The sequence below is a fragment of the Agarivorans sp. 2_MG-2023 genome, assembly GCF_030548085.1.
In the GTDB taxonomy this organism is placed as follows: Bacteria; Pseudomonadota; Gammaproteobacteria; order Enterobacterales; family Celerinatantimonadaceae; genus Agarivorans.
This window is the reverse complement of sequence record NZ_JAUORQ010000002.1, coordinates 348,634-365,028: the sequence shown is the minus strand read 5'-3', so window position 1 is coordinate 365,028 and position 16,395 is coordinate 348,634. Positions and strand designations below refer to the sequence as shown.

Here is a 16,395-nt window from a genome sequence, read left to right as displayed (position 1 = left end):
GGTGCGGAATGACAGCATGAAAGGCAGTTATAGTTCTTATTGTTAACGTTAACAATTAAGGTTTTGGGCTTTTCATTTATTTTTTTTGTTTAATAGCTATTTAGATGTTTTTTGTGTGAGGTGGCCGCTAATGCAGGATGGCTTAAGCAATATAATGAGGCCGGAGATGGCTCGGGATTATTTTCTTTACTGCTATCCATTTTCTCTCAGCTAAATCCTTGATTCCCTAAATTACGTTAATCTGTGCTGCCGAAAAACCACTAATGTGGCTAGCCTAGCTAGCTGATTGGGTCAATCAATAAGCGTTAAGGCTTTGGCTTGCGGCACTATGTATGGTGGTCTGTATTCAAGCATTTTAGAGTGATTTATCAGGTTAATTTATAGACGGTGGGCATCCTGATTACGGTGATTGAACAGCTGTTCTGAGTTTATCGGAAAGGCAGGAGTATGAATGGCCGTTAAGGGTGTTAGCAGCGTAAAGGGCGGCGTGATGACATCATCACGCCGCATAATTAATAGCGGATATTAATAGCCAAGCAGCAAGGCCCAGTAAATACGGTAACTACTGTTAGCGTTTTCGGCTTTGGCTGCGCCAAAGTCAATATGACTTGGGTTCATAATATGTCGGCAATGCCCTTCGCTGTTTAGCCAGCCGTTCATCACGTCGTCAACCGAGCCGTAACCCGCACCAATATTTTCTCCGGCCCACGTTTTGTTGTAGCCATGTTTTTTGGCTCTGGCATTGGAGTCTGAACCATCTAAACCTGTATGAGAAAAGAAGTTATTGTTGGCCATGTTACTGGCGTGTTCTTGGGCAGCTAACTGCAGCGACTGGTGCAGGGTAACGGCTGTGGTGGCTGGGTAATAGGTGCTTCCACAGTTGCGAGCAACACTACGCGCTTGGTTTACTGCTGTTAATAGTTGCGCCGAGACACTGTCTGTATCGCCACCGTTACCGGGATCTGTCGGGTCGGTTGGGTCTGTGGGGGGCAAGGTTTCGGTCCACTCGGTAAGCTGAGCATCGTCCAGAATAAACTCAGTTCCAGCACTTGGGCCGAAGAAGTACAAATCGGCGCGGGTAATTGCACCGCTAGCCTGAACAGTAAAGTCCGCCTCAAGTGCTTGCCAATCAGTGGTTCCGTTCACCTGAGATAACTTATGCCAAGTATATCCGTTGTTATCTTGAATCAGTAAGCGAGACTCAATTTTGGTGCTACTGCCTGATGCCATACGTACCATTGCTTTTAACTGGTAACGTTTGCCAGCACTAATCACGCCCGCTATATCTTGTTTAGGGCCGTGATACCACTGACTGCGATTTTTGCTAATTAAGGCATAGTTACTGTTATGGGCTGTATTTGTGATGGTGGTTGTGGCGGTATAGCCTGACGCCCAACCTTGCGCATTACCTGACTCTAAGTCTCCATTTGTGAGAAGATTGGGCTCTGGTAGTGGCGGCTCGCCACTACCACCGCCGTTGTCTCCTCCAGTGTTATCGTCAACTGGAATTAAACGCAGTTGATCTAAACGTGCACCGTCTTCACGAACGTATACTGTTATGGTGTTTTTACCCGCCGTGAGCGCTACGGTTAAGCTTTCTGCTATACCGCGAGAGTTTACATCGGTTTCTTGGTAAGCCGCTTGGTTGTGGGTATCCCAAAGGTGAGTATCGCCATTATTCACTTTAATCCAAAAAGAATCGGCACTGGCTTCGGGAGCATAGGTTGTGCCTTTTACGGTATATTGACCAGCGCCGCTAGCGGTAAAAGTGAGCTCAGCGCGGTTGGCTGATATGGTGTTTCCTTCATAATAGTTGCCACTGTTTGCTGAGTCGATGTAGCCGCCCGCGTTAGCCGCATTGTCGCTGCCTGCTCTAAATAAGCCATATAGTTTGGCATCTTCCGCTTCTAAGCTTATTAGGCTAGGTGCTCCGCCCGTTTCGCCTCCGTTATCGCCGCCGTTGTCTCCTCCATTGTCACCGCCAGCGCTATCGCCAATCCGAACCAAGCGGATTTGGTCAAGGCGAGTGCCATCTTCACGTGCGTAAACGGTAATAAAGTGTTCGCCACGGCTAAGATCTACCTCGATCGTTTCACTTACGTTACGTGAATTAATATCCATTTCTTCGTAACGTGCGGTACTTAGCGTATCCCAAAGGTGACGCTGCCCGTTGTCTACCTGTATCCAAAGAGAATCACTTTGGCTGTTGGGTGAGTAGGCGGTACCCTTTAGCTGGTAGATACCCGATTGCTCTAGAGTAAATGCTAGCTCAGCGCGATGAGCGCTAACGCTGTCATCATAATATTGACCTTGATAGGCGGTATCAATGTATTGTCCGCCATTGGCTGCGGCATCTGAACCGGTCCTAAATAGACCAAATAAACTTGCTTGCTCTGCTTCAAGTATTAGGTCGTTACTGTTTCCTCCGTTATCTCCGCCACCATTGTCACCACCGCCAGTATCTCCATCATTATCTGCGGTTGGGTACCAAGCGGCTAATTGGCTCGCGACAGCGTTAATTGCGTCGGCTGCTTCAGCGCCATTGGCGGTATTTTTATCTACACCACAGGCATATCCGCTACAACTGCTGGTTGAGGCATCGGAAAATCGACGTAATTGTGTATAGGTACCAAAGGATTGTGGGTAGGCCATAATGGTACTAAATACGCCGTCTACCCCATAGCCGGTGCCATAGTCGAATACGCCACCCAGGCTGTTTTGTTTACGCGAATGGCCTAAACCCATGTTATGGCCTAGCTCGTGGCCAAAGGAGAGTAAACCACAGCTAGAGTGGGCACCTACCATGTTGTAGGCCCAATCTTTTGCATAACTATGGTAGCGACCATTAGTCCCTGTTCCTACGTAACCTAAACCACATACGCCTCCGCTCGGGCTGTTTAGCAAGGTCACTATGTCTGCGCCATATTGGCTACGTAGGCTGCTTACGTTAGGGTCGATACGGAGTTGGTTCAAGGCATCGCCGGTCATGGCGGTAGCGCCAGATTTATTGTATTCGCCGCTATGAACTAAGCGAATACGAATATTCATACCACTGGTTTCATAGGCAGTATTGGTGGTACTGATTAAGTGGCTAATGTAAGTATCAATGGCACCATTTTGTTGGCTTTTTGCAGCCGAGGTATATAACACCATTACATCAACCGTTTCATAAGCGTTTGCTGCCAATGAACCTAATAAGGCTGAAGCGCAAAATCCGAGCTTTGCTAGGTTTTTCTTCTTTCCATAGAATATTTTCATAGTGTCTCTATTTGTTTAATTAGTTAATCAATAAAGGGCTTAATCTTGTATAGGTTTAGGTATCGCGTCATGTTCATGTTCGTGGTGAGGCATTAAGTGATCGGGCTCATTCCAATTAATCAATGAGCTTTGCTCTTTACTGGAAACTACCCATGCTTCACCGTTATGGCCCTGCACGAAGTAGGTATCACTTGGAGTATCAATGGTGGCGTATAAAGCATTTTCGCCAGTGGTAAGAGTGATTGAGTAGGCTTGGCCATCATTTCCAATAAAGCGTGAGTTAATGTCTTTCCCACCTTGCTGAAGCGGCATAATGCTGACTATCTCAGTGGCAAAGTCTTCCGCCAATTGTGGAATGTTGATATTCACGATATCGCCAATGCGTAAGTCTTGGTGGCTTAAATTGACATACTCAACATAGCGTCTATCGGCGCCGTCATTGCGTAGCTGGTTAAATTGCTCTGGAATATTTTCAAGCTCCTGCCAGGCGTTTTGTTTTAAGGGCACGCGCCCTTCGGTTCGAGCATTGGGCTGATAGTTTTGAGGACTGCTTGAGTTGGTTTTTGCTCTCGGGTGTTGTTGAACCGTTTTGTTTGCCAGAAGGGGCGCAGTTGCATTACTGGGTGATTTTTCTGGTGTGGCTACTAGCGCTAACGGCACTGGTTCAACGCTGTCTGGGAGAGGGAGCTTAGCGCTTGTTATGGTTGGCGTTAAAGTCTGCTTATCGTCAGATAAGTTAAACAGCACAGATAGGCTAATCACCAGTAAACTAGCGCCGCCCAAAATCGTTTTTTTATTCATGTTTAAACCTTGCTAAACAACTGCTTAAAGTGGCAGATGCTTGGTTAGTTTTTTGGGGGAGGTTATAAGCAGCATTTGAGTTTCAAATGCTGCTTAGTAGAGCTAACGTTTAGCTATATTGAGGCTAGCGCTCTATCAGCACTACGTCGTCGACAATAAATTCGCTACCCGCATGCGGGCCAAACAAATACAAATCAGCGTTGTTGAGGCTACCAGTAGCTTGCACGGTAAACTCGGCGTTGATTTGCTGCCAAGTCGCTGAACCTGTCACCTGGCCGAGTTTGTGCCAGGTGTGGCCGCTACTATCTTGGGTGAGTATACGTGCCTCAATTTTACTGCTAGAGCCTGAAACCATTCGAACCATTGCGCTAAGCTGGTAGGTTTTACCTACTTGCAAGGCGCTCAACACATTTTGTTTAGGGCCGTGGAACCACTCTGTGCGGTTTTTACTGATTAAGGCGTAGTTACCGCTGTAAGCTGAGCTGGTCACGCTTGCGGTTCCGGTATAAGCCGCAACCCAAGGGCTGATTTTTGCTGATTCAAAATCACCGTTGTTGATGAGGTTGATTTCGGGTTCGGGCAATGGTGGCTCGCCATTGTCGCCACCGTTATCTCCTTCTAGCGGAATAAGGCGAAGTTGGTCTAATCGCGCACCATCTTCACGAACATACACTGTAATTGTGTTTTGCCCTTGGCTTAGCTCCACCTCTATTTGATCTGCAACACCGCGATTATTTACGTCCATCTCTAAATAAACGGGCTGAGCATGAGTGTCCCACAGGTAAACATCACCACCATTTACTTGGATCCAGAAAGAATCTGCGCCGCCGTCGATGGCGTAAGCGGTACCTTTAAGCTGGTAGCTGCCTGCGCCTGTTGCGTTAAAGCTAAATTCTGCTCGGTTAGCGTTTTTGGCGGTGCCTTCATAGTATTTATTTGCATCGGTAGAATAAATGTATCCTCCAGCGCTGGCCTTGCTATCGCTGCCTTTTTTAAATAAACCAGTTAAGGTGGCGCTTTCTGCTTCCAATGTAATTGTGCTAGGTTTTCCGTCACCCGGAGTTGTGCCACCAATAGGGTCATCGGCACCGCCATTGCCTTCGCCAATACGTACTAAACGTATTCGGTCTAATCGAGCACCATCTTCGCGCACATAAACGGTTACCGTGTGTTTCCCCGCTGAGATATCAAGGTCTACTTGGTCAGCTTCATTGCGGTAGTTAACGTTCAATTCTTCATAATAAGAAGTATTGTTAATATCCCATACTTGCAGCGTGCCATCGTTCACTTTTATGTAGAACGAATCAGCTTGGCTATTAGGTGCGTAAGTGGTGCCTTTTAGGGTATACAAACCCGCTTGGCTAGTGGTAAAGGTGATTTCAGCACGATTAGCTTCAATGTTATTGTCGTAATAACTGCCGGTATATTCTGAATGGATGTATTGACCTGAGCTGGCTGCGCTGTCTGAACCTAGGGTGAACACGCCGTAAAGCTTGGCATCTTCGGCTTGTACAATGATGCCCGAATCGTCTTCGCCACCGCCACCATTACCCAGTTCTTTTTGAATGGTTGATTTAGCGGCTGAAGAAATGCTCCAGCGTAAGGTTTTTTCGAAGTAATCGCGTTGGTCTTGGCGACTGGCGCGGCTTACCGCTCGATACCAGTTGTCACGTGCAGTTTGATGATCAAAGCGGTTACTTAATCTTGGGTTGTTATCCAGTTGCTGATACAGGCGCTGAATAAATGGTTTACCGCCTAAGGCGTCATACCACTCCAGTAACACTGCTGACATTAGGGTATTAATGGTGCCGTTGCGCCACGGCAGTTTGCTGGTGCCCCAAACGTTATCAAAATTGTAACTGGTATTGTCTAGGTATTTATTTAACTCTGACTTATGGTCTGCACGAAACTTATCGTAACGGCTGCCAAAGTAATAAAGGCCAACGCCTAAGTCATCAACAATCCAAAAAGCGGCGGCATTGTTAAAGCCTACTGTCCAATAGCCGTAGTTCGAGTTGTTTCCATCACACGCCCAGTCTATCCAAGCGTTCCAGCCATTACTGCCGGTTTTGTAGAAGTTGCGGTTCATTTCATACAACCACACTTGGTCGATGCTGATATCGCCGGCTTTTACACGATCGTGAAAAGGGTCAAATAAGCCTTTTCCCACCGACAAACCAAATACACCGTGAGCAGCTAAACCGCCAGCGCCATTGTTATCGCGGGGGATTTGAATGGTAGGTAAGCCTTTATATGAGCCATTTAACGACAAGTTTCTTATGCCGGTAAATTCTTCGAAAGAGGCTTTAGAAGCCGCCATTAAGGCAACTACTTTTTCCATGGTTGCACGGTCGTAGGTACTGGCCGTGGCGCCTTCAATGGCAATGGCCATATTGTTGCTATACCAAACTGTCGCCGTGCGGTTGCCTTGACTGGCGATACCGAAGTTGAAGGTGATGTTTTGGTCGATGTTGATTGGAACGCCACCTGCGTAACGGGCGGCTTGAAGATGAGTAGATAGGCTAAGGAGTAGGCAGCACAATACTAGGCTGCGATACACTATGTTATTCATTATATTCCCTTTTTTACTTACGATATGTTGATTACCGTAAAGCGTTAATGTCCCTATTGATTGGCGTTCAATTCTTCGATATCTACGCCCTTAGAGCTTTTATACTACTTAATAAATTAATGATATAAAACATCATAAGGTAAAAAATACCATAAAAATTAAATAGATATGTTTTTTTATTGCTTTAAAAGCCTTGCCAAGTCAGTGATACTGCAAATGTCTGTATGAATATTGCACTGGCTGGCTGCTATATAATTGAAGGATGCGTTTTCTAATTTTTGCGGCTTTAAAGAAACATTTAGTGGCTGTTCGTTGGGACTCTTGTGCGCGCGGTAATGAAACAAGCTGTTTTATTAACCCAAAAAGCACCATCTATATATCTAGTGTGCTGACAGCCAATATTAACCATGGCCGACGCGCATTAAAGGACTTAAGTGAGGGCTACATTAGTGAAACATTCATTATTTAATTCTATTTTCTCAGTGGTGAAGTTACTGCTGATGTTAAGCCTTGTGAGTAGCGGTTTGTTAGCATGTAATTCGTCACAAAATGCGGTATCCGTAGAGGATTCGGTACTTGACGTAGAGTCATCGGCCGAGGTGGCAGTTCAACCTGCACTAAGCCAGCGTTTGAGTGATGATATGAGTTTGCCTCACCAAATGTTACCGAGCGGTGTACCAAATACCTATGATTGGTCTCAAGTGCCACGACTAGGGTTTGGTAATTACCCAGGAGAATTTTCAGCCTTTCTTAGCTGGGGACAAGCTTATTTGGCCGCGGGAACGGAACCTGTCGATAATGTTCGAATACAAATGGCCCATCTCAATAGTTACGTATTAGATAGCCAAGATATGCAATGGTATGTATTGCAGTCGTCGAGCGATGTTGCTGGACGTCATTATCGTGAAGATTTTGTTGATGATGTAAACAAACCTGCCGATTTACGAACGGAAACTCTTGGCAGTTCGGTGACGATGACTGGTGGATACAACTTTCATTTTTGGCCTAAGCACAGTGGGCGCAAAGGAATTAGTGAATCACGTATTGCCGGCGTGGTCTCTGTAGTGGCGGCTCGGTTAGTATTGGATGACCCAACGGGGCCTGACAACCGCGACCAAGCGCAATACCTAATGAGTGTGGGATCTGATTATTGGCTAAACAAGCTAGCGGGTTGGCAACAGTGGACTACCAATGGTGATGTAGGTATTGGCCGTTTTAGTCGGATTAACAATGACTGGCAATGGTTTACTATGCATAGTTTATCGCAACAGCAATTAAGCCAAGCGTTACCACTGCTGCCAAAGCTGCCAAAGCTGGTGTTGGAAGATAAGGGTAGTGATTAACCCAGCGCTATAAAGCTTTTGAGAGCCGTTAAATATCGACTATTAATTACAGCATTAGGCGAAACCTTAATGCTTAGTGCATGTGCTTAATCACTTCTTCACCAAAGGCTGAGCAACTTAATTCAGTGGCATTTTCTATCATACGGGCAAAGTCATAGGTGACAGTACGCGCGCCAATAGCACCGTCTACGCCTTGGCTAATCAGTTCTGCAGCTTCTATCCACCCAATATGTTTTAGCATCATTTGGGCACATAAAATAATCGAGCAAGGGTTCACTTTATCTTGGCCAGCCAAGCGCGGCACTGTGCCGTGAGTGGGCTCAAAAAAGGCTACGTCACTACTCATGTTTGCGCCAGGAGCAATACCAATCCCCCCTACGTGAGCAGCCAGCGCGTCAGCTAACAAGTCGCCATTTTGATTCATCGTCGCAATCACATCGTAAAGTTCGGGATGCAGGGTAACTTGCTGAAACATGCTGTCGGCGATAATGTCTTTTATTACCAGTGGCGCTTGGCCTTCACGTGGGATCTCCAGCCAGTAACCGTTGCTGTGGGTTTGCGCGCCAAACTCTTGCTGAGCTAGTTGATACCCCCAGTTTTTAAACGCACCTTCGGTAAATTTCATAATGTTACCTTTGTGCACTAGGGTGACTGAATCCCGATGGTGGTCTAGCGCGTATTGAATAGCATGGCGAATTAGCCGCTTTGAGCCTTGTTCCGAAATGTGTTTAATACCTATTCCACAATCTTCAGTAAAGCGCATTTTGGTTACGCCCATCTCTTGTTGAAGAAAGTCGATTACTCGCTCTGCGCCTGGGCTACCGGCCTTCCATTCTATGCCGCTATAAATATCTTCAGAGTTTTCTCTAAAGACCACCATGTCGGTAAGTTCAGGGTTTTTAAGTGGTGAGGGGACACCTTTAAACCAGCGAATTGGGCGAATGTTTACAAACAAATCCATTTCTTGGCGTAATGAAATATTTAGTGAGCGAAAGCCACCGCCAATAGGAGTTGTGAGTGGACCTTTTATCGCTACTCTATGTTCGCGAATGGCGCCGAGGGTTTCTTGCGGAAACCAATCGCCGTCGTACATGTTGGCGGCTTTCTCTCCGTTAAAAACTTCCATCCACATTATTTTACGCTGTAAGCCGTAGGCTTTCTCAACTGCCGCATCGACCACTTTTAGCATCACCGGAGTGATGTCTACGCCTACACCGTCGCCCTCAATGTAAGTGATAATGGGGTTATTCGGCACTACTAACTCTTGTTGCGAGTTAACCGTGATTTTCTCTCCGCCGTTGGGGACACGAATATGTTGGTAGGGCATGACTTGTGTGGCCTAAGGTAAACATTGTTTGGAAATTACTTTACTTGGCTAGCGCAAGAGGGGCAACGCTGTGGGTTGCAAGAAGTGAGATGAACGAAGTTTTGCTTGCAGAGTGAAAGCTAGCCGCACTGATGGCGACTAGCTTTATCAGTTATTTAAGTGCGTTAGCAACGCCTTCTATGGCTGGCTTCTGCTCTAGTTGGTTATTGAATAATAATGGCCAGTCGTTGTGACCAGTAAAGCCTGGGATCCAACTGTCTGCATCACTCACACCCCAAATAGTAATACCACCGCGTTGAGCTGCTGGTACGTTGCTGTAATAGGCTTCAACAATGTCTTGGTAACGCTGCAATTGTTCTTCTGCACGGGCGTTATCAAAAGTGTTGTTGTTGCCAGTAGGGTTCATTTTAATGTCTAATTCGGTAATTTTTACCTTAAGCCCTTTTGCTGCCACCTTAGCAAAAGACTCGCCAATGGCTTGAGCACTTGGCCAATCGTAGTTTACGTGCATTTGAAAACCGATCCCGTCAATAGGCACACTGTCCGCGAGTAGCTCGTCGGCAAGCCTTAATACCGAGTTAAGCTTAGCGCCGCCATCTTCAATGTTATAGTCGTTGTAGTACAGCTCAACGGTTGGGTCTGCTGCATGAGCCAGGTTAAACGCTTGAGGGATAAAATCTTTACCCAAATTACGGTACCATGGACTACCACTGCCACCACTATTGGCATCGGTATCACGATAGGTAGCGTAGTTATTAATGTTATTGTCGTTAAACGCTTCGTTGACTACATCCCAACTAACCACTCGGCCTTTAAAGTGCTCAGCTACGGTGGTGACGTGGTTGTCCATCATCGCTAGCCAATCGCCAGAAAAATTTTCCATCCAGCTAGGCATTTGTGAATGCCAAACTAACGCATGAGCGTGAACGGTAATATTATTGTCGATAGCCCAGTCCACTAAGTTGTCAGCATCTTGAAAAGTGAAGTCGCCTTCACGCGGCTGAATGTAGGCTGATTTCATGATGTTTTCTGCGGTGATTTGGTCGAAATGTTGATTAACCACATCTTGTAGATCAGGACGCGTTTCAATGCCGTTATTAAATTGGCCTTCATATCCAGCAGGCACAGCAGCACCCATATAAATAGAACTGAGTTTTTTCAGGCTTTCTACTTGAGGGATACGGATAGGCTCTTGTGGTTCAGAGCTTGAAGAACCACCACATCCACTCAAAGCTACGCTTATTGCAAAAGGTAGCAGGGCAGAATATGAAATGCGCATAAAAAATCCTTATTAATTGTTAGCGTTAACAACGCTGGGGTGAGCACTACTTTGCTGCACGATCTAGAGCATTAAAACAGAATGAAGCGCTCTCACGCGATTACCAAAATCACTTCCTGTGTTATAGGAAATAGTTTTTGTGATCTTGGGTTTAGACCTTTTGCTCTAAATTGAGAGGGTTTAATAACTTGATGATATTAATGACATAAATAATATTTATATCCTTTCTTACATTTTCCTTATGAACTTATCGCTAGATGCGTTTTTCAGCTTGGGTGCTCGATAGCTGTGCGGTTACCACCTAAATATTCCCTATCTAAACAGTGCAATTGACTGTTTTAATAGGCATTTTTTCTTAACTATGAAACATGTTTCTTAATGTATCTGCATATTGAGATTGTATTCAGGTTATATGCATATTTTGGTTGATAATTTTTATTTCAGTAATTGCTTTTGTTTTTGTGATTTGTGATTGTGATAAGGTTTTCATGCGTGATATTGGTCTATAAAGTTAGACTTTTTTAGCGTTATATTTCATTGGTTGGCGATATTTAGACTTTCGCCATACATAATTATAAAAAGTTATTATTCCAGGAGTTGTTTTAAATGAATAAGAAAGCGCTTACATCAGCAGTTGCAATTGCTTTGTCTTGCTCACCGTTTGCAAACGCCCAAGAAGAAGAGGTGAATGCCGATCAGTTCCAACAAATTAAAGATTCTCAACCAGTGGTATTGGACCCTGAGTTTCAAGTAGAAGATGGTTTGATTTTTTCTGGCTATGCCCGCTATGGTTTGCATTACTCAGATGATCTTGAAAAGTATGTTCAAGCCGAAGGTGAATTAGCTGGCCGAGCGGTGGGTCGATTAGGTAATGAATCTAACGGCGGTGAATTTCAATTTGCTAAAGCATTCCAAAGCGAGAATGGTGCTATTTGGGATGTCGTTGTGATGTTAGAGAACTGGTGGAAATACGAATCTGAACTAGAAAGTGGTGAAGAGATTTCTGAGTACGGTGATATTGCACTCAAAAAGTTCTACGCAGGTGCCACTAATGTGTTTGCCTCGCAGCCTAATGCCTATATTTGGGCTGGTCGAGATTTCCATCAGCGTCCACAACAGGGCTTGAATGATTATTTTTGGATGACGCACGATGGTCAGGGGGGGGGTATCTACAACTTAGAGTTGGGATCTGCTGCTAAGTTAGATTTCTCGGTTGTTGGCCAGGTTGACGGCCCTGGAGACAATGGTAACTATGCTTTCACCTCAAAACTGCACAGCATAGGGCTCACCAATTCAATTGATATGAGCGTTCTATTTAACTACGGGTTTGAGAGCGATCAATATGATGAAAATGGAGATAAGACTAACGATGATAAGCTAACCGCTTACCAAGTGGCTGCGGTGTTTGATCAAAATTGGTCGATGGGTCGCAATCAACTTATTATGCGTTACGCTGATAACACGGATACAAGTACTTTCAACAAAGTGGAAGACTTAACCACTTTATACATGAGCTTAGAAGGCGGTGTTAACTTTAGTGAGCAAGTAGCGCTAGAGTATTTAGGTGCTTACCATAACTACGATGCCAAATCTTCTGAGGAAGACCGTACCAACTACAGTGCTATTGTTCGTCCAATGTATAATTGGAACGCCACGCACTCTACTTGGCTAGAAGCCGGTTATTCGGTAGTTGATTACGACACGGGTGGTAAGAATACCGCTTGGAAAGTAACGCTTTCTCAAAATGTGGTCGTTAATGCCTTTGGTAATGCTCGTCCAATGTTGCGCTTTTATGCAACAGCAGGGCAAGCCGATAACGAAGTTCGCAGTAACGAAGCTATAGCCGCAAAACAAGATACCTTAGCTTTAGGTGCAATGTTCGAATCTTGGTGGTAAACACCGGTTCTCCGATTGTTTAGTATTTCATAATCTGTGTATTTGAGTGTTGGACGTAGCCTTGCTACGTCCTTTTTTATTTCTAGCTTACGTATTCCAATCACAAATGTTTCACTTATTTCATACCTTTCACGCTGATAGATATTCCATATATATGATTTTGATGCTTATTTAATAAAACTGGTCTTTAACTGTTATTATTAACAATGTTTGTGGTTTTATTCTGTAGGGGCTTAACAGATTTTTATCCTTATATTTTGCAATGATATATCGTAGATGCACTATGGGTAATAACAATTCACCACTTTGTTGCAACTAATTAATTCTCTTAAAATAACATTTACTTGGTCTTTTGATCTGTATCTGTTGCCTTTTACGATATTTTATATGAGACAATTAAAATTATAGGCTGTTTATTTTTTTACAGTTTTTGCTCTATTTTTTGTGAGCTGTGACGATGTTTGCGTTCTTATACGTGATATTACTCTCAATTTAATTTGACTGGTGAAATTATACTCGGCTTCGACGGTTGAATGAATCAGCCGCATAAACTTATAAAAATATAAAATATTCTACGGAGTTGTTTACATGAATATGAAAGCGCTTACAGTTGCAATGATCAGTGCCGGAGTGGCATTTAGTGGTTCGGTTTCAGCTAAGGAAGAAGGCATCAGTTATAATGGTTATGCCCGCATGGTAGCTGGCTTTAACACAGAAAAGAACAATAGTGACCACGATGGACTTGCGTACAATGCAGTACGAAATGGCATCGTGATTATTAAAGCCCCAAGTAGCCCACAACAACCAGGTCGTGTTGGTAATGAAGGGCAAGGTATGGAATTAGGCATTAATTACCATCAAAAGAGCGATAATGCGGGTAATTGGGATATTTACTTCATGGCTGACGATGGCTATGGCTGGCAACGCGATCACGACGATGCCACAACTTATAACTTGAGAATGGCGCAAGCGTTTGCCGGTGGTAGTAACTTATTCGAATCTCAACCAGATATGTATGTGTGGGCTGGTAAGCGCTTTAATGGCCGTGCTCAATTTGGTTTGAACGATTACTTCTACTTTATGAACGATGGTGCTGGTGGCGGTTTTGATAACCTGGATCTAGGTTTTGGTCAGGTTGATTTTGCCGTGGTTTCTGGCGACAACGGCAACAATGGCCGTTACGCGGTAACTTCAAAGTTACATAGCATTAAAGTGGGACCAGGCTCTATGGGCTTTAACTTTAACTATGGTTTTGGTGATCAATCTGAAGAGCTCGATCCAAAACATGTTACGGCACTTCAAGCTGCTGCTTTCTATAAAGTAGGTTGGAGCATGGGTACCAATGAATTTGCGGTTCGTTACAACGAAAATGTTAGCGATAACAATTTGCTGTCTTCAGGACAGATTAAAAGCGATATCAGCTCAATTGCCGCTTACTGGTTTGGTAACATTGGTTTAAGTGATTCATTTGCCATTGATTATGGTTACAGCTTTGAACAATCTGATTTAGACAATAGTGACGAAAGTACCTGGAATCAGTTTGTTATTAAGCCGCATTACCGTTGGTCTGAAATCCACTCAACGTCGTTTGAGTTTGGTTACGACAGCATGGATTTCAACAATGGACAAGACGAAAGTGCTTGGAAGGTGAGTATTCAGCAAAATATGTCTATGGGTAGCTTCTTATGGTCGCGCCCAGAGCTTCGCTTGTTTGTTACTCACGGTGAAGTTGAAGTTGGTGACAAGAAAACACCTGCAACAAACGTAGGTTTGATGTTTGACGCGTGGTGGTAATTATTACCGTTTGAAGTAAAAAGGGCGGTATGGATACCCCCTTATCTTGAGTTTGTTTTGGGCGCAGCCGTTAACTGCGCCCCTTTTTTATTTAGCGTAACTCTCTGCGCAAAATTTTACCCACGTTACTTTTAGGTAACTCTTTACGGTACTCAATGTCTTTAGGCATTTTGTAGCCAGTTAAGTGTTTGCGGCAGTGCTTTTTAATATCATCGCGATTTAGTCGCGCATTACACACTACAAATAGCTTAATGCGTTCTCCCGTCACATCATCTGGCACGCCAATGGCGGCCGCTTCAACAATGCTTGGGTGCAGCGTTGCTACTTCTTCAATTTCGCTAGGAAACACGTTAAAACCTGAGACTAAAATCATGTCTTTTTTGCGGTCTTCAATGAAGAAATACCCTTTTTCGTCCATGCGACCAATATCGCCGGATTTAATCCAGCCATCTTCACTCAACACATTGGCGGTTTCTTCAGGCTGGTTCCAGTAACCCTTCATTACTTGTGGGCCTTTAATTTCTAGCTCGCCCACTTCTCCTGCATCTAGCTCTTGGCCGTTGTCGTCTACCACTCTTATTTGCGTGCTAGGCATAGGCACACCAATCGACGGCAAAAAAGCCTGCTGTTGGTGAGTACCTGCAGCCACAACAGGTGAACATTCGGTTAAGCCATAGCCTTCAATTACTGGCATTTTTGTTAGCTCTTGCCATTGTTCAGCAATGTGCTTTTGAGTGGCCATACCGCCAGCAATGGTAAAACGTGCTTTGGAGAAATCCAGTTGGCGGAAACCAGCATGATTCAATAAGCCATTGAACAGGGTATTCAGGCCGAAAATCATTGTGAACGGATATTTGCGGAGATCGTTTACAAAGCTGTCCAAATCACGAGGATTGGTGATCAGCAGGTTTTTGCCACCAATATACAAAATGAACATCATGCTCACGGTGTTGGCAAAAATATGGTACAGCGGTAGCGGCGTGACCGCGTGTTCTTTATCTAGCAAAGTACGTGGTGAGAAGTGGTAAAACACTTGAATCACATTAACTAATACATTGCGATGCGTGAGCATGGCACCCTTAGCAACGCCAGTTGTGCCACCGGTATATTGCAAGTAGGCAATATCGTCACCGCTAATTTGTGGTTTTTGGTAGGCCATGGTTTTGCCTTGTGTTAAGGCTCTACGCATAGAAATCGCACCGGGTAGGTTGTACTTAGGCACCATTTTTTTTACGTACTTCACCACAAAGTTAACCAAGGTGCGCTTATGTGCGGCAAGTTGGTCACCAATGCTGGTAAGAATTACGTGTTTAACTTGGGTCTCTTTTATCACTTGTTGCAAGCTATTACCAAAGTTGGTCACTGCAACAATAGCAGTGGCTTGCGAATCACAAAGTTGGTGTTTTAACTCGCGAGGCGTGTAAAGCGGATTAACGTTTACTACCACTAAACCAGCGCGTAAAGCACCGTATAGCGCGATAGGATATTGCAGTACGTTTGGCATCATTAATGCGATGCGCTCACCTTTTTGCATGCCTAGTTCTTGTTGCAAATAAGCGGCAAAGGCTAAAGACTTTTGGTCTAGCTCTTGGTAGCTAAGACTGTGTCCCATATTCACAAAGGCAATCTGCTGAGGTGATTTCTTACAGCTGTGGTCAAACAGTTCTAATAAATTTTCAAACTGTTCAGTAGTGACTTCTGCAGGCACATCTTCGGGGTAACTATTGAGCCAAGGTTGGTCTTTTGAATTCATTTTCTATCCTCGCCCTGTGGTGAGTATTTGTCGAATTACGCTCAGTATTTACACGCTTGCTTAAACGACTTAATACCCAGCATGTGGCTAGTGTATTTTGCCCGCAAGGTTAGCCGATTGGTTTGATAAACCCTAGCTCATTTTCTTAAATCATTGAGCTAAATCATCAACAAATATTACGAAGTAACCAGTTTTGTGGATAAAACACGGAAATTAAAGGGGATTTGTTCAAGAACGTGGTGTTTTACTTGGCTTAACTAGAATTACCTAGAATAAATTTGCTTAGCTGGGTTGGCCTTTTACTTAAGGGCATATTGATTGTAATGTGGGGCTCACTGTTTGATTTAAAAGCCTCTAAATGTGGAAGCGTTA

The 16,395-nt window shown here is 44.3% G+C and carries 9 protein-coding genes; 3 read left to right on the top strand and 6 right to left on the bottom strand.

Translation table 11 applies throughout. The features are described from left to right. Positions 1-525 precede the first annotated feature (525 nt). The 3 genes from Q4549_RS04315 to Q4549_RS04305 form a co-directional block, all read right to left on the bottom strand. A complete protein-coding gene (locus tag Q4549_RS04315; protein ID WP_303549090.1) occupies positions 526-3,258 on the bottom strand; it encodes a carbohydrate binding domain-containing protein in 2,733 nt (910 codons plus the stop codon). A 39-nt stretch (positions 3,259-3,297) separates the two neighbouring features. After that, positions 3,298-4,059, bottom strand: a complete 762-nt coding sequence (locus Q4549_RS04310) for a hypothetical protein (protein ID WP_303549093.1) — start codon at positions 4,057-4,059, stop codon at positions 3,298-3,300. Positions 4,060-4,183: 124 nt separating this feature from the next. Continuing rightward, complete coding sequence (locus Q4549_RS04305; protein WP_303549096.1) at positions 4,184-6,631, bottom strand: carbohydrate binding domain-containing protein; 2,448 nt, start codon at positions 6,629-6,631, stop codon at positions 4,184-4,186. Between the two features lie 449 nt (positions 6,632-7,080). Here Q4549_RS04305 and Q4549_RS04300 point away from each other — a divergent pair, with 449 nt between their 5' ends. After that, complete coding sequence (locus tag Q4549_RS04300; RefSeq protein ID WP_303549099.1) at positions 7,081-7,974, top strand: hypothetical protein; 894 nt, start codon at positions 7,081-7,083, stop codon at positions 7,972-7,974. Between the two features lie 73 nt (positions 7,975-8,047). Here the strand turns inward: Q4549_RS04300 and icd are convergent, their stop codons facing one another. Further along, the gene (icd, locus tag Q4549_RS04295) at positions 8,048-9,301 is read right to left on the bottom strand and encodes an NADP-dependent isocitrate dehydrogenase (protein ID WP_303549101.1); all 1,254 of its coding nucleotides are present in this window, start codon (positions 9,299-9,301) and stop codon (positions 8,048-8,050) included. Positions 9,302-9,452: 151 nt separating this feature from the next. Beyond that, a complete protein-coding gene (locus Q4549_RS04290; protein WP_303549104.1) occupies positions 9,453-10,580 on the bottom strand; it encodes an endo-1,4-beta-xylanase in 1,128 nt (375 codons plus the stop codon). Positions 10,581-11,186: 606 nt separating this feature from the next. On the opposite strand from Q4549_RS04290, the gene Q4549_RS04285 reads away from it, so the two are divergent. Continuing rightward, positions 11,187-12,476 (top strand): carbohydrate porin, encoded by a 1,290-nt coding sequence (locus Q4549_RS04285; RefSeq protein ID WP_303549106.1) that lies wholly within the window; start codon positions 11,187-11,189, stop codon positions 12,474-12,476. A gap of 588 nt (positions 12,477-13,064) precedes the next feature. Further along, a complete protein-coding gene (locus Q4549_RS04280; protein ID WP_303509516.1) occupies positions 13,065-14,270 on the top strand; it encodes a carbohydrate porin in 1,206 nt (401 codons plus the stop codon). Positions 14,271-14,361: 91 nt separating this feature from the next. Here Q4549_RS04280 and Q4549_RS04275 read toward each other — a convergent pair whose 3' ends face one another. Beyond that, positions 14,362-16,023, bottom strand: a complete 1,662-nt coding sequence (locus tag Q4549_RS04275) for an AMP-binding protein (protein ID WP_303549108.1) — start codon at positions 16,021-16,023, stop codon at positions 14,362-14,364. Between the last annotated feature and the right edge of the window lie 372 nt (positions 16,024-16,395).